This is a genomic window from Lutibacter aestuarii (genome assembly GCF_042676885.1).
GTDB lineage: Bacteria > Bacteroidota > Bacteroidia > Flavobacteriales > Flavobacteriaceae > Lutibacter > Lutibacter aestuarii.
Genome location: NZ_JBHTIC010000006.1, coordinates 148,617 through 168,595 on the forward strand (window position 1 = coordinate 148,617; position 19,979 = coordinate 168,595).

General features: G+C 30.8%; 18 protein-coding genes and 1 tRNA gene. 4 read left to right on the plus strand and 15 right to left on the minus strand.

Going from position 1 to position 19,979, the window contains the following annotated elements:
- Positions 1-51: 51 nt before the first annotated feature.
- The 5 genes from ACFQZW_RS05390 to folB all read right to left on the minus strand — a co-directional run bounded on the left by ACFQZW_RS05390 (position 52) and on the right by folB (position 5,118).
- On the minus strand, positions 52-1,887 hold the full coding sequence (locus ACFQZW_RS05390; RefSeq protein ID WP_386781648.1) for a M1 family metallopeptidase: 1,836 nt from the start codon (positions 1,885-1,887) through the stop codon (positions 52-54).
- A 93-nt stretch (positions 1,888-1,980) separates the two neighbouring features.
- The gene (locus ACFQZW_RS05395) at positions 1,981-3,624 is read right to left on the minus strand and encodes a S8 family peptidase (RefSeq protein WP_386781650.1); all 1,644 of its coding nucleotides are present in this window, start codon (positions 3,622-3,624) and stop codon (positions 1,981-1,983) included.
- Positions 3,625-3,634: 10 nt separating this feature from the next.
- Entirely contained in the window at positions 3,635-4,495 is an 861-nt protein-coding gene (locus tag ACFQZW_RS05400; RefSeq protein WP_298262824.1) for an MBL fold metallo-hydrolase, read from the minus strand.
- Positions 4,496-4,589: 94 nt separating this feature from the next.
- Positions 4,590-4,660 (minus strand) — tRNA-Cys (locus ACFQZW_RS05405).
- Positions 4,661-4,758: 98 nt separating this feature from the next.
- Complete coding sequence (gene folB, locus ACFQZW_RS05410; RefSeq protein WP_298262823.1) at positions 4,759-5,118, minus strand: dihydroneopterin aldolase; 360 nt, start codon at positions 5,116-5,118, stop codon at positions 4,759-4,761.
- Positions 5,119-5,247: 129 nt separating this feature from the next.
- On the opposite strand from folB, the gene ACFQZW_RS05415 reads away from it, so the two are divergent.
- The gene (locus ACFQZW_RS05415; protein WP_386781653.1) at positions 5,248-6,933 is read left to right on the plus strand and encodes a glutamine--tRNA ligase/YqeY domain fusion protein; all 1,686 of its coding nucleotides are present in this window, start codon (positions 5,248-5,250) and stop codon (positions 6,931-6,933) included.
- A gap of 98 nt (positions 6,934-7,031) precedes the next feature.
- Here the strand turns inward: ACFQZW_RS05415 and ACFQZW_RS05420 are convergent, their stop codons facing one another.
- The 6 genes from ACFQZW_RS05420 to ACFQZW_RS05445 form a co-directional block, all read right to left on the minus strand.
- Positions 7,032-7,835, minus strand: coding sequence for a cytochrome c biogenesis protein (locus ACFQZW_RS05420; protein WP_298262821.1), 804 nt, complete (start codon positions 7,833-7,835; stop codon positions 7,032-7,034).
- A gap of 3 nt (positions 7,836-7,838) precedes the next feature.
- On the minus strand, positions 7,839-9,083 hold the full coding sequence (locus ACFQZW_RS05425) for a cytochrome c biogenesis protein ResB (protein ID WP_298262820.1): 1,245 nt from the start codon (positions 9,081-9,083) through the stop codon (positions 7,839-7,841).
- A gap of 25 nt (positions 9,084-9,108) precedes the next feature.
- Positions 9,109-10,599 (minus strand): ammonia-forming cytochrome c nitrite reductase, encoded by a 1,491-nt coding sequence (gene nrfA, locus ACFQZW_RS05430; protein WP_298262819.1) that lies wholly within the window; start codon positions 10,597-10,599, stop codon positions 9,109-9,111.
- A 1-nt stretch (position 10,600) separates the two neighbouring features.
- Entirely contained in the window at positions 10,601-11,209 is a 609-nt protein-coding gene (nrfH, locus tag ACFQZW_RS05435; protein WP_298262818.1) for a cytochrome c nitrite reductase small subunit, read from the minus strand.
- A 157-nt stretch (positions 11,210-11,366) separates the two neighbouring features.
- Positions 11,367-12,404, minus strand: coding sequence for an aldo/keto reductase (locus tag ACFQZW_RS05440; RefSeq protein WP_298262817.1), 1,038 nt, complete (start codon positions 12,402-12,404; stop codon positions 11,367-11,369).
- 138 nt (positions 12,405-12,542) lie between these two features.
- Entirely contained in the window at positions 12,543-13,730 is a 1,188-nt protein-coding gene (locus tag ACFQZW_RS05445) for a phosphoglycerate kinase (RefSeq protein ID WP_386781658.1), read from the minus strand.
- A 134-nt stretch (positions 13,731-13,864) separates the two neighbouring features.
- Between ACFQZW_RS05445 and ACFQZW_RS05450 the strand changes: the two genes are divergently transcribed.
- The 3 genes from ACFQZW_RS05450 to ACFQZW_RS05460 are packed head-to-tail and all read left to right on the plus strand — an operon-like array spanning position 13,865 to position 15,938.
- Entirely contained in the window at positions 13,865-15,007 is a 1,143-nt protein-coding gene (locus ACFQZW_RS05450; RefSeq protein ID WP_298285259.1) for a DNA polymerase III subunit, read from the plus strand.
- 6 nt (positions 15,008-15,013) lie between these two features.
- Complete coding sequence (locus ACFQZW_RS05455) at positions 15,014-15,403, plus strand: DoxX family protein (RefSeq protein WP_386781660.1); 390 nt, start codon at positions 15,014-15,016, stop codon at positions 15,401-15,403.
- A gap of 10 nt (positions 15,404-15,413) precedes the next feature.
- On the plus strand, positions 15,414-15,938 hold the full coding sequence (locus tag ACFQZW_RS05460) for a hypothetical protein (RefSeq protein WP_298262813.1): 525 nt from the start codon (positions 15,414-15,416) through the stop codon (positions 15,936-15,938).
- Between the two features lie 55 nt (positions 15,939-15,993).
- On the opposite strand, the gene ACFQZW_RS05465 is transcribed toward ACFQZW_RS05460, so the two are convergent.
- The 4 genes from ACFQZW_RS05465 to ybeY all read right to left on the minus strand — a co-directional run bounded on the left by ACFQZW_RS05465 (position 15,994) and on the right by ybeY (position 19,979).
- Positions 15,994-16,503, minus strand: a complete 510-nt coding sequence (locus ACFQZW_RS05465; RefSeq protein ID WP_298262812.1) for an OmpH family outer membrane protein — start codon at positions 16,501-16,503, stop codon at positions 15,994-15,996.
- A 238-nt stretch (positions 16,504-16,741) separates the two neighbouring features.
- Positions 16,742-17,602: a class I SAM-dependent methyltransferase gene (locus ACFQZW_RS05470; protein ID WP_386781663.1), complete on the minus strand. Its 861-nt coding sequence runs from the start codon at positions 17,600-17,602 to the stop codon at positions 16,742-16,744.
- 60 nt (positions 17,603-17,662) lie between these two features.
- Positions 17,663-19,534 carry a tRNA uridine-5-carboxymethylaminomethyl(34) synthesis enzyme MnmG gene (mnmG, locus tag ACFQZW_RS05475; protein WP_298262810.1) on the minus strand — a complete coding sequence of 624 codons (1,872 nt, stop codon included), beginning with the start codon at positions 19,532-19,534 and terminating at the stop codon, positions 17,663-17,665.
- Between the two features lie 31 nt (positions 19,535-19,565).
- Positions 19,566-19,979 (minus strand): rRNA maturation RNase YbeY, encoded by a 414-nt coding sequence (ybeY, locus tag ACFQZW_RS05480; protein WP_372800334.1) that lies wholly within the window; start codon positions 19,977-19,979, stop codon positions 19,566-19,568.

The following is a 19,979-nucleotide window of genomic DNA, read 5'->3' on the forward strand; positions in this document are numbered from 1 at the left end:
CCCTTTTTTAATTCTTAAAAAAGGGTTTTTAAAATTTTAAAGTATTCAACTTTAATTTACTATAAATATATTATTAGATCTTTCTATATCAGCCATCAATCCAGAATCATCTATTTCAACTTTTTTAATTTCTTTTGATGTTGAGAAGGTGTATAGCGGGTTGGCCCATGCCCAATCTTTTAGTTTAGTAGCTTTTGTTGGTTTTTCACCACGCATCATTTTTAATGGAATATTAAACTTTTCAATAGTTTCATCTGTATAAGTTACTGTTACATCAATTGGCATAGGCATTTGACCTACTCTTGCTAGAGTAATAGTACTTCCTTCAACATCAGCAACTGCATAATCTATAGTATGTGCAGTTTCTATCCATTCATTTAAATACCAATCTAATTGAATTCCAGATTCTTTTTCAGCAACACGTTTAAAATCATTAGGGGTTGGATGCTTAAATTTAAATTCTTGAAAATACTTTTTTAGGATCTTTTTTACATTTTCTTTACCAACAATGTAGTTTAATTGTGTTAAAAACATACTTCCCTTAGTATAACTTCCAGTACTAAAAGCAAAATTTGTATGGAATCTATCTGCATGAGTGGTTAAAGGTTCTTCAATTTCAGCATTTACTAAATAAAAATAACTTCTATAACTGCTTGATGATGGTTCATCTCCTTTATTTTTTAATATTTTACTTGATGCTAATGTTGAAATATAGGACGTAAATCCTTCATCCATCCAAGAGTGTTTGCTTTCATTTGTGGCAAGTGCATGTTGAAACCACGCATGTGCTAACTCATGAAAAACAGTACCAACAATACTTCTTAAAGTTTCTCCACCTGCAATTAATGTACACATTGCATATTCCATTCCACCATCACCTCCTTGTATAACAGAATATTGTTTCCAAGGGTATTGACCAATGTTTTCATTAAAATAATCTAAAGCTTTTTCTGTTAAAGGTTGAACTTCTTTCCAGGCTTCTAAATATTTTTTATTGTTTTTATATAAAAAATGAAGTGTTGTCCCACTCTTTGTTTTTAAAACATCATGCTTAAAATTAGGATCTGCTGCCCACGTAAAATCATGAACATTGGGAGCTATAAAATGCCAAGATAACTTTTTCCCTTTTTTTATTGTTAAAGGTTTTGTTTTGTCTTCATATCCATGACCAATTTCTTGAGGGTTTTGAAGATAACCTGTACCTCCAACTACATAATTTTTATCGATATGAAGTGTTACATCAAAATTACCCCAAACACCATGGAATTCACGAGCAATATAAGCATCGGCATGCCATCCTTCAAAATCATATTCTGCCATTTTTGGATACCATTGTGCCATAGAGAGTGCCACATTATCTTCACTATTTCTACCTGCTCTTCTAATCATCACAGGAACTTGTCCTTCAAAACTCATATTAAAAGTTACTTTCTCGCCTGGTTGAATTGCTTTATTTAATTTAACTTCTAAAACTGTTCCTTCTGTTTCAAAACTAACATCAATACCATTTTTCTGAAGTGATAAAACTTTAAGATATCCTATTTCATTAGGTTTTAACTTTGCTATTCTACTTTCATAAATAGGATTATCTCTCGAACCTATATTAGTAACCATTCTTTTATCTGGATCTATAATACTTTGCAAACGTAAATCCATTTCACTTCCAGGTTGGAATGCATTGTAGTATAAGTGATAAAACACTTTATTTAAAACATCTGGAGAATTATTGGTATAAACTAACTGTTGAGTTCCTTTATATTGATAATTTTTAGCATCTACATCTACATCCATAGTATAATCTACATGTTGTTGCCAATAGGTTGTATTATTTTGAGCAGCTAAAAAAGGGGTTGTAATTATTAAAATTACAAGAAATAATTTTTTCATTGAGTAGTAGTTTGCGGCGAATATAACCATTAAGCTATAAAAACAAAAAAGCACATTCATATGAATGTGCTTTTTTAACAGAAAATTATAAGTTTACTTTCCGTTTACCATTTTATCAGCTAAAACCAATGCATTGTATGCATTTGCTATTTTTCCTGAAATTGATAGTTCCGAAAAAGGTGCTTTTTTCCCTTTTTCTCCTGGTACCAATACTTCCATATCAATTTTAGTTCCTGAATTCATAATAATATGTTTTACCTGACTTGCAGATAATTGAGGGTAGTAAGATCTAACCAAAGCTGCAATACCAGCTACCTCAGGAGAAGCCATTGATGTACCGCTAATTTTTTGATATTCGTTTTTTGGGAATGTAGAGTAAATTTGAACCCCAGGAGCAAATACATCTACATTTGTTTTACCATAATTAGAAAATACCGCAGGTAAATTTTCATTGTAATTAACACTCATTGCTCCAACTGTTAAAACATTATCAGCATATTCTGTAATTTTATCTTCAGAATCATTTGGCCAATTTGGTTTTACATCAATATCTTTACTATCATTACCAGCAGCATGTACTAATAAAACGTCGTGTTTTTCAGCATATTTTATAGCATCAAAAACCCACTCTTTGTTAGGAGAATAGTTTTTACCAAAACTCATATTTATAACTTTTGCTCCATTATCTACTGCATATCTAATTGCTAAAGCAACATCTTTATCTCTCTCATCTCCATCTGGTACAGCTCTTATAGACATTAATTTTGCATTTGTTGCAACTCCATTCATTCCAACACCATTATTACGAGTTGCTAAAATAATACCTGCAACATGCGTTCCGTGGATTTCATCATCTTTAGAACCTATTACATTACCATTTCCATAATTAGTATCTGTGATATCTTCAGGGTTATCACCTACAATTGCTCTACCGTCAAAATCAAAATCGTAGTTTTTATTTTTCTTTTGAGCCTCGTAATACTCATAAAACTGCTCTTCATCAACACCTCTTCCAAACAACCCAATTAAGCCTTGCACTTGTCCTTTTAAAGTTTCATCTTCAGTTTCAACAGCTTTTAGGTCTTCCATAGTAAGGCTGCTTTTTCCAGTAAACTTTTTAACTGCATTTAATGTTTCTTCTATTTGAACTAGACGGTCTAACGTTTGGAAATGTCTAGAACCAGAAGCTTCATATGCCTTAACATATTTTTGGTATTGTTCAAAATCAGCTTTATCTTCTGCACTAATATCATTGATAGTTTTTCCTTTAAATTTAGGATTTAGTTTAGCTACAATTCGAGTAATTTCTAATTGTTCAGGAGCTGCTACACCATTCCCTCCTAAGAAATTCCATCCATAAATATCATCTACATACCCATTGTTATCATCATCAATTCCGTTTCCAGCAATTTCTTTTGGGTTCGTCCAAACAACATCTTTTAAGTCTTCATGTTCTACATCAATTCCTGAATCTATAACACCAACAATAACTGTTGTACCTTTTTTCCCTTCTAAAAATTTATAGGCCTTTTCAACACTTATACCAGGAATTGTATCAGTCATTAAATCGGCATGTGCCCAATGATTAAATTGTTCTTCACTTACAGTTCCTTTTTTTGCTACAGTTAAGGAAACAGATGTGTCCATAGTTGGTACTGCCATATTTTTTACAGAACCGCAACTAGCTAGAGTTATAGTAGCGAGTGCCGCTACATACATAGGTTTAAATATTCTCATATTACTTATTTTAATTAAATACTTCGTTAAATTTATAGGTTTGATCTAATCGAACTCCTTTTTCAGTATGCTTTACAGTACAAAGTTCATTACTTGCATCATGTTCTAAAAACAACAGATAGTTTTTGTCTGCAGCATTGTTAAGAAATTTTGCTTTTTCATCCATGGTAAGTAATGGTCGTGTATCATACCCCATTACATAAGGTAACGGAATATGTCCTACTGTAGGTAACAAATCTGCCATAAATACAAGGGTTTTTCCTTTATATTCTATGTGAGGTATCATTTGTTTTTCTGTATGACCATCTGCAAATAAAATATCAAAACCAAGCTCTGTATTAATCCCAAAGTCAACTTCTGGTAGATTTACAAATTTTAATTGTCCACTTGCTTCAATAGGGTTGATATTTTCTTTTAAAAATGATGCTTTTTCTCTTACATTTGGTTCTGTAGCCCATTTCCAATGCTTTTTATTACTCCAAAATTTAGCATTTTTAAATGCTGGCTCGTAACCTGTTCTATCTTTATTCCATTGAATACTTCCTCCACAATGGTCAAAATGAAGGTGAGTTAAAAAAACATCCGTAATATCATCTCTGTGGAAACCGTATTTAGCTAATGAAGTGTCTAAAGAAAATCCTCCAAAAAAGTAATAATATCCAAAAAACTTATCAGATTGTTTATTACCAGTACCATTGTCTATTAATATAAGCCGATTGCCGTCTTCAATAAGCATGCATCGCATACTCATGTCTATTAAATTATTACTGTCTGCAGGGTTTGTACGTTGCCAAATAGTTTTAGGAACTACACCAAACATTGCGCCACCATCTAACTTGAAGTTTCCTGTTTCAATAGGGTAAATTTTCATACATTCATGTTATAACTACAAAGATACATGATTTTATAAGTAAGAATGTGTTAAAGAAATCAAAAAAACCAAAGCAATTGCTTTGGTTTTGTAGAGGCGTCGAGCGGATTCGAACCGCTGTAGGAGCTTTTGCAGAGCCCAGCCTAGCCACTCGGCCACGACGCCATAAATTGGATTGCAAATTTAACTATTTTTAATAAGCTGACAAGATTTTTTGTAAATATTGTTTATTTGTTAAATTGATTTATTTCTAAATTGTAAATCTACTTTCTTTTTTTACTCATTTCAATGGTAACCATTGCTACATTTCCACCAATAGGCGGATTGAGTTTAGAAACTGCCACATCTGCTTTATCAACTAATGGAATTTCATCTAAAATTCTATTAAGTATTCGCTTTGCAACTTCTTCTAATAATTTTGACCGTATGGCCATTTCTTGCTTCACAATTTTGTTTAAATGCACATAATCTACAGTATCTGATAAATTATCGGTTTGTGCCGATTTTGATAAATTTGCCTTTACAGTAACATCTACCCTATAATCTGAGCCTATTTTTCCTTCTTCAATTAAACAACCATGATAAGCGTATACACGTATATTTTTTACTTTAATTACTCCCATTTTGTACTAAAATTTTGACAAAGATACTTAGAATTAGGTATAAAAAATGGTTATTTTAACTGATTGAATTATTTTATAGTTGTATTGGTAAAAAAATCAATAATTTTGTGGCTTATTTAGTTTACAATTATGAGTGAAGAAAAAAAGTCGCTAAATTTTATAGAACAAATTATTGAAGATGATTTAGCTAATGGTTTACCTAAAGAGAAATTACGTTTTCGTTTTCCTCCTGAACCTAATGGATATTTGCATATTGGTCATGCAGCCTCCATTTGTTTGAATTTTGGATTAGGATTACGTTATAATGCTCCTGTAAATTTACGTTTTGATGATACCAACCCAGCAAAAGAAGAGCAGGAATATGTTGATGCAATTAAATATGATGTCCAATGGTTAGGGTTTAAATGGGATAAAATACTTTTTTCTTCTGATTATTTTCAACAATTGTACAATTGGACCATTGAGCTTATTAAAGAAGGAAAAGCCTATGTAGACAATCAATCTTCTGAAGAGATGGCAAAACAAAAAGGAACGCCTACTCAGCCCGGAATCAATAGTCCTAATAGAAATAGAAGCGTTGAGGAAAATTTGGAGCTGTTTTTAAAAATGAAAAACGGTGAGTTTGAAGAGGGTTCCCACGTACTACGTGCAAAAATTGATATGGAACATGTAAATATGCATATGCGTGATCCAATTATGTATCGTATTTTAAAAAGAGCACACCATAGAACTGGTAATAATTGGTGTATTTATCCAATGTATGATTGGACGCATGGTGAAAGCGATTATTTAGAACAAATTTCACATTCTATCTGTACGTTAGAATTTAAAAGTCATAGAGATTTATATGATTGGTATGTTGACCAAGTTTTTAATGAAACAAAACTAGCATTACGTCCAAAACAAAGAGAATTTGCACGTAGAAATTTAAGTTATACCGTTATGAGTAAACGTAAATTACTACAATTAGTAGAAGAAAATATTGTAAATGGTTGGGATGATCCTCGTATGCCTACTATTTCAGGTTTAAGAAGAAGAGGATATACCCCGTCATCAATCAGAACATTTAGTGATACTGCTGGAATTTCTAAAAGAGATAATGTGACCGATGTAGCCTTATTAGAACACTGCATTAAAGATGATTTAAACAAAACGGCACCACGTGTAATGGCTGTTTTAAACCCTATCAAATTAGTGATTACCAATTACCCTGAAGGGAAAGAAGAATGGCTAACTGCTGAGAACAACCAAGAAGATGAAAATGCTGGATACAGAGAAGTTCCATTTAGTAGAGAATTATTTATTGAAAAAGAAGATTTTAAAGAAGAAGCAAATAAAAAATTCTTTAGGCTAACTTTAGGTAAAGAAGTTCGCTTAAAAAATGCCTACATTATTAAAGGAGAATCAGTTGTTAAAGATGCCAATGGAGAAATAACTGAAATACATTGTACTTATGATGAGGATAGTAGAAGTGGAAGTGGAACAGAAGCAAGTAAACGCAAAGTAAAAGGAACGCTGCATTGGGTTTCAATAAAACATGCAGTAAAAGCTGAAGTTAGATTGTATGACCGTTTATTTACTGATGAAGCACCTGATGGACATAAAGACAAAGATTTTAAAGAATTTCTAAACCCAAACTCTTTAAAAATAATCACAGCTTATGTTGAACCTAGTTTAAAAACTGCTAAAATATTAGATCGTTTTCAATTTCAACGCTTAGGGTATTTTTGTGTAGATAAAGAGACTAATGAATCTAATTTAGTTTTTAATAGAACCGTGCCCTTAAGAGATAGTTGGGCAAAAAAAGGAGTTTAAAATACTTCATACAAACAACACTTAAAAGGCGGGTTTTAGTTAAAATCCGCCTTTTAAATATTCATTAAAGAAACTACTTTAACAATAAAGGTTTAGTTTCAATAATTTGTATAAGTGTGTACACTTGTATTAGCAACTGGTAAATAATTAACACCAAACCAACAGACTAATAAAACTACAAAAGCAAGTGCCAAAATAGTTAATGCTTGTTTGGATTTATGCATATGAAAATAGCGATAATGAATATAAATTAAATAGCCCATCCAAGTTAAAAATGCCCAAACCTCTTTAGGATCCCAAGTCCAGTAATGCCCCCAAGCTTCTTTAGCCCATAACGCTCCAAAAAGTAATCCTAAAGTTAAAAATGCGAAACCTATATATACTAAATTATCTGCTAATTTTAAAGTTTCAATATTGAAATTTCCTTTATAATTATCATACCACCCTTTAATTGCTACAATACTTGAAGCTGCTAAAACTGCATAAGAAAATAAATAAACAAGCACATGAGGAATAAACCAAGGACTTTGTAAAGCTGGCATTAATGTTTTTGAATAGGTTTCTGGATTTAAATAATTTATTGCTAAAAACATTCCTGCCATTGCTATACTATAAGCTAAAAACCATTTATATTTCCAATGGAAATAAGTTAGAAATCCTATTAGAGGCAAAAAAGTAGCATACCATAAACGGGTTTCTCCCAAAGTTCTCATTGGAGGTCTATCCAACTCTAGCCATAATTTTACTACAAAAACAATTAAAACAAACCATCCAGAGAGAAATAACAAGTTTGCAAATTTTATCACTGTTTGTTTTTTATAGGAAAATAGTAAAAAAATTAGGCCTAAAACCCAAAGAATGCCAATAATAGTACTATATAAGGGAAAATCTATCCAAGTCATTTTTTAATTTTTTGTTATTTTATTTCCAACCCAAAACATATATATAGCTCCTGCAATCATCATAAAAATACCAATATATATTACCGGTAGCCAAGGGTCTTTTACCAACTCTAAAACACTTAAATTGCTCCATTTCCCCATCTTTTCATCGTAACTTAATTGGTAAATTTTATATCCTTTAAATTTAAAAGGTTTATTAACTTCTAAAACAGTACTAATACGCTCACCTTCTTTGGTTAAAATATCAATGTTGGAACTAAACTTTTTCACTTCAGGAATGGTCATTACAACAGAATATTCCTCACTTATTTTTAAAGATTCGTAAGGGTATCTAAAACTCCCACTACTTATCCAAGCGTTTTGAATAGAGTCATTTTTCGTGTTTTTTACTGTTATTGATGCTGCTGGAGGAGAACCTAATTCATTTACAGGAAAATATTGATCTCCAATTCTTCCAGCTGAAGTTAAAAATTTATTTATAGTTACTTCAAAGTTTTGAAAATAATAGGTTTCCCCTTCATTTACCAAATACAAATTTTTACCATTGTTATGTGCTATGCTACCTGTTTTATTATCAACCAAAGCCAATTTTGGGTGGTATTCTTCAATTACAAAATCATTTAAATAAAATGCAAAAGGTAATTCAACTTTATTTTTTTTGGCATCGGTAGCAATCCAACTTGGTTCTCCTTCATAAACATTTATTGATAAACGTTGCAAATCTCCAGTGCCTAACATTCCTGAAACAAGTGCTAAAAATAAACCTACATGATTCAAAATAAACCCAAAATTAGACCATTTAAATTGTAAGATTCTTTTAATAGAAATTAGACCCAAACAGGTTAAAAACTGAAATACAATTAATAAAAAAGCCCAATTACTTGTGATATGATTTAATCCAAGGTTATTGATAAAATTACTTTCAGAAGGGATTTGAGGTATAATACCCATTATCATCACCAATAAAGTAACTAATACTATACTTGAAATAGATGCAGGTACTTTAGTTAACCATCGTATTAATTGAGTTGTAGAAAACCATTTATATAAAATAAATAAAATAATAATATACCCAACTAAAAAAACAATATTATAGGGGTATGAAATTGTAAACGGTGTATCTGAAGCGACAAACATTTCTAAAAAAAAGCCTGTTACCAATAAACCAAATCCTATAAAAAAAGATTCAACGTAACCCCAAGGATTTTCCCAAAGATTACGTTGAACTTTGTAATTATTTTCACTCATATGAGTTCAAATATATAAAAAAGTATTAATAATTTGCTTCTCTCTTTTTAGCAGCTTCTATCCACTTTGGCTGTAATTCTTTTAAGAATTTTTCTTTTTCAGCTTCTAACTTGTCCATTGGTAACCCAATAAATTTTTGAGCAGCCTCTTTTGTTTCAATTGGCGGATAAGGAACTTCTCCTTTAAATCCAAGCTCCATCAATAACTTAGCTAACTTAATTCTTGTTTCTTGAGTAATATCAATTCCTTTACCAATAACTCTACCTATTTCAACTGGAGCATGGAATGATCCTCCGTGAGATGCCGCAGCAAAATCCCAACGCCATTGTCCTAATCTAATTCCTTTTAAAATATCTTTCATTTGATCTTCAGTTGCTCCTAATTCCCAGCATTTTCCAGCTTCTACATGAGCACGAACTAATAAACGCTCTAATTGATCACGATTTTCAATAATACGATCTTGGTTATCAAAAACATTGGCAATTAATTCATCTTTTTCTTCACGGTGACAAACCTGACAAGAATTGGCAACATTATTTAAAGGAGATTGAATGTGGTGATCTGTAAATTTTTGTCCACCCTCTGTTTTATAAGGCATATGGCAATCTGCACATGAAACTCCTCTTTTACCATGTATTCCTAATTTATAAACTTCGTATCCTGGATGTTGAGCTTTCAACATTGGAGCCTTGCTAATTTTATGTGTCCAATCTACGTGACCAACTTTATCATAATATTCTTCCATACCTTCTAAAGTCATTCCATCATCCCAAGGGAAAACTAAGTAAGGAATACCTTTACTATCTGGTAAATTTTTATTGAAATAATATTCAACATGGCATTGTGCACAAACTAAAGAACGCATTTCATTATGAGAAGATTTAGTAATATCCTTTCCTTGACGTGCAAAAGCTTCAATTAAAGCAGGTTGAGTAATGGTTAAATTCATAGATTTTTCATCATGACAGTTAGCACAACCTATTGGGTTTACAATTTGTTCTCCTTTACTTGCCCATTTTCCACTATAATATTCGTTAACTCCAATTTCATTAATTAAACGTGGAACATCTGGAGATTTACAAGTCCAACAAGTTGAAGGCATTGGTCCATCTTCAGGTCCTGTTGGGCCACCTGTACGTAAGGTATTTGTTACATCTTCAACAGCATACACATGTCCACGACCTTGATTGTAATCTTTTGCAAAACCATAGCCAGCCCAAAGTACTACTAATCTTGGATCTACATCTAACATGTCAATCATAGCTCCACCATTGTATTTAGATTTAAATGTGGTATCAGCTGTTTTATAATAAGATTGAAATTCGCGAGGAAAATTTTCACCCCAAACTTCATTTCTTGGTTCTAATTTTTTTATTTCTGTCATTGGAGTATATGCAAATTTAGCCTCCATTTTACGCTCTGTAATTGAAGAAACTAAAAGTCCTAACAAAAACACTACTACTAAAGATGCAAAAAACAGCATCCAGTTCATCCAAGGTTTTCTTTTATTATTCATTTTATTTGTCGTTTTTATTATCTGATTTATTTAAATATTTGTTTAACCATTCTGGCACAGTTTCTTGATGTTCTTTAGGTACTTTTCCATAGTACTTTATAGAAGATAAGCTATGCACACTTCCATGCGGAACTTCTTGATGACATTCCCAACATTTTCGGGTAGTTCTACTTTCAAAATGATTGGTAACTGAAGCACTTAACCTACCATCAGTAACTTGATCTTGATGACATCGAATACAATTATTTTGAACAACTTCAACACCTGCTTCTTTCATTCTAATTACTTCAGGTTCACCACGAGTAGTAAACACTGAGGCATGATACATCCCATCTTTAGCTTTAAAAAGGTATTTTTTAAATACATTGTCTTGTGGAACATGACAATCATTACAAGAGGCCCACTCTCTATGAGAACTGTTTTGCCAAGTTGTGTACTGTGGTGTCATTACATGGCAATTTGCACAAGTTTTTGGGTCATCTGATAAATACGAAACAGCTTTGGATTCGATAAGTGCATACAATGAAAGACCAGACATAGCCCCCAATAATATGATTACTGGTAAACGCCATTGTTTTGGTGGAATTAAAAATCGAAATAGTCTTTTCATATAGTTTCTATTAAATTCAGAAAAAGAGTTTAAGACAATATTATCTTTTATGCTTTTTCGATATGCAAAATTTGTTAAAATTTAATGTATAAACTATGATTTATGTCATTATTGTTACAAATTTATGCAAGTAACTATAAACTATTTGAAATGAATTTTATGGAGCAGGATTTGGTTGCAATTCTTGTATTTGATCTATTTTGTTTAATATTTCTGAAGATAATTTTACCTCAATGCTTGAAATATTTTCTTTTAATTGGTTGAGTGTAGTTGCTCCAATAATATTTGCAGTTACAAACTCTTGTTGATTAACAAAAGCCAAAGCCAATTGCACTAAACTTAAATTTAATTCTTTTGCCAACTCCATATACTTTTCAGTTAAAAAATAAGATTGTTTACTGCTGTATCTGCTATATTGAGGGAATAATTTTAAACGGGAATTTTCGGGTAAATTTCCATGTAAATATTTTCCAGATAAAACTCCAAAAGCTAAAGGAGAGTAAGCTAATAAACCAACCTTTTCACGTATGGAAACTTCTGCTAAATTAATTTCAAATAAACGGTTTATTAGTGAATAAGCATTTTGAATGGTCTTACAACGTGTTAAATTGTGCGTTGTGCTTTCTGATAAATGGCGCATAACACCCCAGGAGGTTTCATTGGAAACCCCATAATGACGAATTTTACCTTCTTTTACAAAACTATCTAGTGTTTCAATTACTTCTTTAAAATTATCTTCCCACTTTTCATTGGCATCATGTACATAATTCCTTTTTCCAAAAAAGTTGGTATTTCTTTCTGGCCAATGTAATTGATAAATATCTACATAATTAGTCTGTAAACGACTTAAGCTGTTATTTAATGCTTCGGTAAGTACCTTTTTAGAAAAACCCAAATCTTCTCTAATAAATTTAAAATACTCATTAGGCCCGGTTATTTTGGTTGCAATTACTAAATCATCTCTTTGTTGATCCTTTAACCAAGATCCTATATAGCGCTCTGTACTACCTTGAGTTTCTTTTCTTCCTGGTATGGAATACATTTCAGCAGTGTCAATAAAGTTTACTCCTTTTTCCTTTGCAAAATTTAACTGTTCATGAGCTTCTTCTTCTGTATTTTGTTGACCAAAAGTCATAGTTCCTAAACAAATTTTACTAACTTTTATATCGGTATTTGGAATGTAGGTGTATTTCATAATTTTTATAGTAGTAATTCTTTTTTTAACTTTCCAAAAGTAAAGAAATAATTTAGTAAACAACGTTAGAAATGTGACAATAAAAAAACACGTTCTAAAATAGAACGCGTTTTTAAATTTTATAAAATACGGTTGTATTTATTTTAAAATAGCTTCAATACCTGGTAATGTTTTTCCTTCCAAACTTTCTAACATTGCTCCTCCACCTGTTGAAACATAACTTACTTTGTCTTGAAAACCAAACTGTTTTACTGCTGCTACAGAATCTCCTCCTCCAACTAAAGAGAATGTTCCATTTTTAGTAGCATTTGCAATTGAATTACCTAAAGCAATTGTTCCTTGAGCAAAACTTTCCATTTCAAAAACACCTAACGGTCCGTTCCAAAGAATTGTTTTAGATTCGTTTACAATTTTATCAAATATTTCGCGTGATTTTGGACCTGCATCTACTCCTTCCCAGCCATCAGGAATGTTATAAATGTCACAAATTTGTGTATTTGCATCGTTACTAAAATCATCAGCAGCTACTACATCAACAGGAATATGAACTTGAACACCTTTTTCTTTTGCTTGTTTTAAAATATCCAATGCCAATGCTTGTTTATCATCTTCACAAATAGACTTTCCAATTTTTCCTCCTTGTGCTTTAACAAATGTAAAACTCATTCCTCCACCAATAATTAAATGATCTACTTTATCTAAAATATTTTCAATAATGGTAATTTTAGAAGATACTTTAGCTCCACCTAAAATTGCTAAAACAGGTTTTTCACTATCTTCTAACACTTTTTTAATACTAATTATTTCTTGTGCTAATAAGTTTCCAAAACATTTATTATTAGGAAAAAATTGAGCCACAATGGTAGTTGAGGCATGTGCCCTGTGCGCAGTTCCAAAAGCATCATTTACATATACATCTCCCAATTTTGAAAGCTGTTTAGCAAATTCAATATCCCCCTTAGTTTCCTCGGTATGAAAACGTAGATTTTCTAACAATAGAACTTCTCCCATTTTTAAATTAAAAGCAGCGCTTTCTGCAACTTCACCTACACAGTTAGAAGCAAATTTTACTTGAACACCTAGAATTTCAGAAACTTTTTCAACAATATGTTGTAATGAAAATTTAACTTCAGCACCTTTTGGTCTTCCTAAGTGAGACATTAAAACTACTGCACCACCATCTTCTAATATTTTAATAATTGTTGGTTTAGCTGCTTCAATTCTTGTAGCGTCTGTAACTTTAAAATTTTCATCTAAAGGCACATTAAAATCTACTCTAATCAAAGCTTTTTTACCTTCAAAATTTATATCTTGTATTGTTTTCATTTTTGTAAATATTTGTTGTACAAATATAACTTAAATTAAGCTAAGGGTTTAAGATATTTACGAAAGCGATTTCACTCCAAAGAATTAGAAACGAAACAATTTAAAAATTAAAAAAAAGTTTTACTTTCGCTTTAATGAATTTTTCTGAAATTTTAGGGCAAGAGCATTTAAAAAATCATTTGGTAAAATCTACCGATAATGGTAGAATTTCTCATGCACAGTTGTTTGTTGGAAAAGAAGGGTCTGGGGTATTGCCAACAGCCATTGCTTATGCACAATATATTTTATGTAGTACCTCTTCTAATAAAGAAGCTTGTGCTTTAAAATGTAAAAAATTACAACACCCCGATTTACATTTTGCATTCCCAGTTTCAACAAATGAAACCGTTAAATCTAAACCCGTAAGTAATTTATTTTTAGATGAATGGAGAAAATTTGTAACTACAAACCCCTATGGAAACTTATTTGAATGGTTGCAAACTTTAGGTATTGAAAACAAACAAGGACAAATTGGCGTTGATGAAGCCGACGAAATTGTAAAATCTTTAAAGTTAAAAAGTTACGAAGGGGGCTATAAAGTAATGATTATTTGGATGGCTGAAAAAATGAATACTGCAACGGCTAATAAATTACTTAAGCTTTTAGAAGAACCCCCTAAAAAAACTGTTTTTTTATTAATTGCTGAAAATGAAGAACAAATTATAACAACCATTAAATCACGTTGTCAAATATTACAGTTCCCATTACTTTCTGAAACAGATATTATCAAAGGACTTGTTGAACGCGAAGGAACTGATCCTCCAATTGCTCAGAATATTGCTCAACAAGCAGATGGAAACTTTAACAAAGCGCTCCATTTATTACATAATGATAATACCGATGAACAATTTGAACAGTGGTTTATAACTTGGATACGTGCTGCTTTTAAAGCAAAAGGAAATGCAGCTGTCATTCAAAATTTAATTGAATGGAGTGAAACTATCGCTAAAACAGGTAGAGAAACTCAAAAACGTTTTTTAAACTATTGTTTGCAATTTTTTAGACAAGCAATGTTATTAAACTATGGAACTGAAGAATTGGTTTTTTTACAACCAAAATCCCCTAATTTTAAACTTGAAAATTTTGCACCTTTCGTTCATAGTGGAAATATTATTGAAATTACTAAAGAATTAAATGATGCTTTATATCATATAGAAAGAAATGGAAATGCTAAAATTATTTTATTAGATTTATCCATCAAACTCACTAGGCTTTTACATCAAAAAGAAACTTCTTAAAAATTTATGTTTAATAATAATGCAACACAAATACTAATTGTAGTTTTTTTCATAATTACTTATTTCATATCTGTACTTGAAAAAATTACAGCTTGGAAAAATACAACAAACTATTATTCAAATCATTTTAAAAAAACAATACTACACAAACTAGTTCCAATATTATTAATACATATTGTGATATTAGAAATTATAGCATTTGTTGTGCTAGCTCTAGGATTATATTATTTAATAACAGAAGCTTCTTTTCTAACAGCAAAAATTGGATTAGAAATTTCTGCAATTATTTTAATTCAATTTTTAGCTGGTCAAAGGTTAGCTAAGGATTATCCTGGTGCTATGAACATTACAATTTACTTTATTTTAAATATAATAGGCATATACATATTAACTTAAAACATTGATTATGAAATTATTAGGTATAGGTTCACGCATAAAACATTTAGAATTTGGACTTGGCGTTGTAACCAACGTAACCTCCAAACATTATTGGGTAACATTTATTGAAAACGGATTAGAAACAATTGACATAAATAGCGAGTTTGAAGTTATTGAAAGTGTTGAAGATGAAGTGGATACTATTAGTTTTTATGAAGTTGAAACCACCCTTAAAAACATGTTAAAACAATGGTCAGACATTTCTGAAATTATTCCCATTGGAGATCGATGGAAAGGCGGCAAATTAATTTTAGAACCCAAGGATACTAGCTTGGCAAGTAAAGAAATTCCTATCGACACTTTTTTTCATAAAATAGTAATGGTTAGAGACCGTATTAGAGTTATGGAGCAAAAAATAAATTCGAGTAGTAATTTAGATGACCAAGAAAAAGTTGATTTACAACAATACATTACTAGAATTTATGGTAGTTTAACTACATTTAATATTCTTTTTAAAATAAAAGAGCAACAGTTTTCTGGAGTAAAAAAATAATCAAAAAAAGCCTTTAGCAAAAGTTAAAGGCTTTTTTTTGATTTGATGTTTTAGGCTACTTTTTAGTAAAATCTTCATTTAAAATAACTAAAATTTCGTTAGTTATATTTAAAGTTTCATCACCATACATTACGGTTCCATTTCCAGAAGTACCCAACACTAAATTAAACCCTTTTAATTTAGCATATTCAGTTACAAAACTGTCTACTTTTTTAGTAATTGCCTCACTTAATTCCTGATTTTCTTGTTGTAAAGTTTGAGATGCTTGTTGTTGCTTAAGCTGTAACATTTGCTGTTCTTGCTGTAAACCTTGTTCTGTTTGAGCTCTTTTTTGTGCAGACATTTTTTGAGCGTTTTGATAATATTCCTGAACCTTGGTTTGGAAAGGTGCCGATAAACTATCTAACTCTTTAGCCATAGCATCTTGTTTTGCTTTTAAAGTTTCTTCTAAAGCTTTGGTACCTTCATAATCCTTCATTAAATCTTCAACATTGATGTAGGCAATTTTGGTTTGGTTGCATGACGCTAACACTATTGCAAAAGCAACTAATAATAGTTTTTTCATTTTTAAATATTTTAGTTTTGGTTTCTTCTATTAAAATTGCTGCGAATATAAAAACAATTTAGGATAGGTTTACCAATAATTTCAAAGAATTGAATTTATTTATTTATTAAACACATTTAATAGCTTTTTATTATTAAAAACAACTTTAATAACTCTCATATAAAAGAGTTTTATTGATTTTTCTACACATACTAAGCCTATAGCTAATAAAGTTTGTAAAATCGCTTTAAAATAAGTTTTAACTGTTTTTAATGATGTAAATTAAAGATGAATACTCTTTAGACTCACTTGCTTTAATATTTGAAAGCAATCCAATCCAAAATGCTTTTAAAAAATTAGATTTTTGATGTTTATATTTTTCACTTAATAAAGCCACATAAAATGAATCAAATTTCATTGGAAGTATTTGATCAACTTTCATGTTTTCATTTTCAAATAAAAGTTGAATTGATTTTTTTGAAAAATGCCATAAATGTCTAGGCACATCATAAGCTGCCCAAAACTTTTTATAATATTGAGCATCATAACTCTTAAAATTAGGAACAGCCACAACTAAAATTCCATTTGGTTTTAATAAACTTTTTAAATGTGAAATGTATTTTTCTAAATTTGGAACATGTTCTAATACATGCCACAAAGTAATTACATCCAATTTTATATCTTCTAACTCCTCAAGTTTTGAAAAAATAGGATTTGAATTAGAACTAGCTAATTTAATTTCAGCTAAACTTTTAGCATTTATATTTGGTTCTACCCCCACAACAGACCAACCATTATTTTTACATGTAAACAAAAAATCACCTGTACCACATCCAACATCGAGTATTTTTTTTTCTGGGCTTTTAAATGAATTAACAAGTTTTAATTTATTTTTTAATGTGTACTTTTTAACTAGTTGATATATTTTATCAATAAACGTTTTTTTAGAATCGGTATGAGAAATATATGTTGAACTTTCATAATAAGATGCTAATTTATCTAATTTAGGTTGAGGATAAGTCTCTAACATTTCAAATTTAGAGTTATATATTAACTCAAATTTTTCATTTGAAACCGTATAATCTTTACAAGTTAAATAAATCTTTTTCTTACTATTCATTATAATAACAACTGTTTATTTGTATTTAAACTAGGTTATGTTCCACGTGGAACACAACAATTAACGTCCCATATAAACTAATAACACAGAAATATCGCTCGGAGAAACTCCACTAATTCTACTCGCTTGAGAAATGGTTATGGGTTGAATTTTTGTTAGCTTTTGACGAGCTTCAATAGATAAAGATTTAACCTTAGAATAATCAAAATTAGCAGGAATAGAAACATTCTCTAATCTAGTTAACTTGTCAGCTTGATTCTTTTCTTTCTCTATATAACCTGCATATTTTACATGGATTTCTGTTTGTTCAATAATCTCAAAATCTATCTCATTAATTTCTATAAAAGATTCAACACTTTCAAGTTTTCTAATATCAGAAAAATCTAATTGGGGTCTTGCAGCTATCTTAAACAACTTCATAGATTGCAAAATTGGCGCCGTATTTTTAGCCTCTAAAATTGGATTTATTTCTTCAGGCTTAACACTCGTTTCTGTTAAAAACTTCACAAATAAATCTGTTTTTTCCTGTTTTTCTATAACTCTATTTAAACGCTCTTTTGATGCCAATCCTAACTCAAAAGCCAAAGGAGTTAAACGCAAATCAGCATTATCTTGACGTAACAAAGTCCTATACTCTGCACGAGAAGTAAACATCCTGTATGGTTCTTCTGTTCCCTTAGTAATTAAGTCATCTATTAAAACTCCAATATAAGCTTCATTTCTCTTCAAAATAAAAGGCTTTTTACCTTTAATATTTAAAACAGCATTTACACCTGCCATCAACCCTTGTGCAGCAGCCTCTTCGTAACCAGTAGTTCCATTAATTTGCCCAGCAAAATATAAATTTTTTATACGTTTAGTTTCTAAAGTGTGCTTTAATTGTGTTGGAGGAAAAAAATCGTATTCAATAGCATAACCATATCTAAAGAATTTTACCTGCTCAAATCCTGGTACTTTTCTTAATGCTTTATCCTGAACATCTTCGGGTAAAGAAGTAGAAAATCCATTTACATAAATTTCCACCGTGTCCCAACCTTCTGGTTCTACAAAAATTTGGTGTCGCTCTTTGGCCGCAAAACGATCAATTTTATCTTCTATAGAAGGGCAATATCTAGGTCCTATACTTTTAATTCTACCATTAAACATAGGCGATCTATCAAAACCTGTTCTTAACAACTCATGAACTTCCTTGGAAGTATAACTCATATAACAAGAACGTTGTTTGATCAAAGGTTTAGTTGAAGGCAAATAACTGAATTTTTCAGGATTTTCATCACCAGGTTGTTCAATCATTTTAGAGAAATCTAAAGATCTACCATCCACTCTAGGAGGAGTTCCTGTTTTCATTCTACCTGCTTCAAATCCTTTTTTTACCAAATCTTCTGTTATTCCAGTAGAAGCACGTTCTCCTGCTCTACCACCACCAAAAGTTTTATCTCCTATATGAATCAAGCCATTTAAAAAAGTTCCAGCAGTAATAATTACAGTTTTAGCTTTTATTTCAATTCCTAAAGAAGTTCTAACACCAATAATTGTATCTTGATCAAATAATAAACCATTGACCATATCTTGATAAAAGTCCAATTTATCAGTTTGCTCTAACATAGTTCGCCAACATTCTGCAAAACGCATTCGATCACTTTGAGCTCTCGGACTCCACATTGCAGGCCCTTTAGATTTATTCAACATTTTAAACTGAATAGCTGTTTTATCTGTTACAATACCACTATAACCACCTAAAGCATCAATCTCTCGTACAATCTGACCTTTCGCAATTCCACCCATAGCAGGGTTACAACTCATTTGAGCAATATTTTGCAAACTCATAGTAATTAACAATGTATGAGCGCCCATATTTGCAGCTGCAGCAGCTGCTTCACCACCAGCATGACCTCCTCCAACAACTATAACATCATATTCTGTATTAAACATAATCAACTAAATTTTGTTCCACGTGGAACATTTAAGATTCTAATAATTTTAAACAAGCATCTTCTTCGGCTCTCATCAATAATTTTTCGCCTTCGGTTTTATCCTTATATCCTATATAGTGCAAAACACCATGTATAATAACCCTATTTAATTCATTATCAAGTGTTTGACTAAATATTTTTGCATTTTCTTTAACTCGTTCTATGGATATAAAAATATCGCCACTTATAAGCTTACCAAGCGTGTAATCAAAACTTATAATGTCAGTAAAAGTATCGTGTTCTAAAAACTCAACATTTAATTTTAATAAATAAGCATCGTCACAAAAAATATAATTAAGTTCACCTTCAGTAAATCCATAATGAAGAATGCATGAAGAAATCCAATTCTTAATTTTTTCTTCATCTTTTAATTTAAATGCAGTTTCATAATTAAACTCAATCAT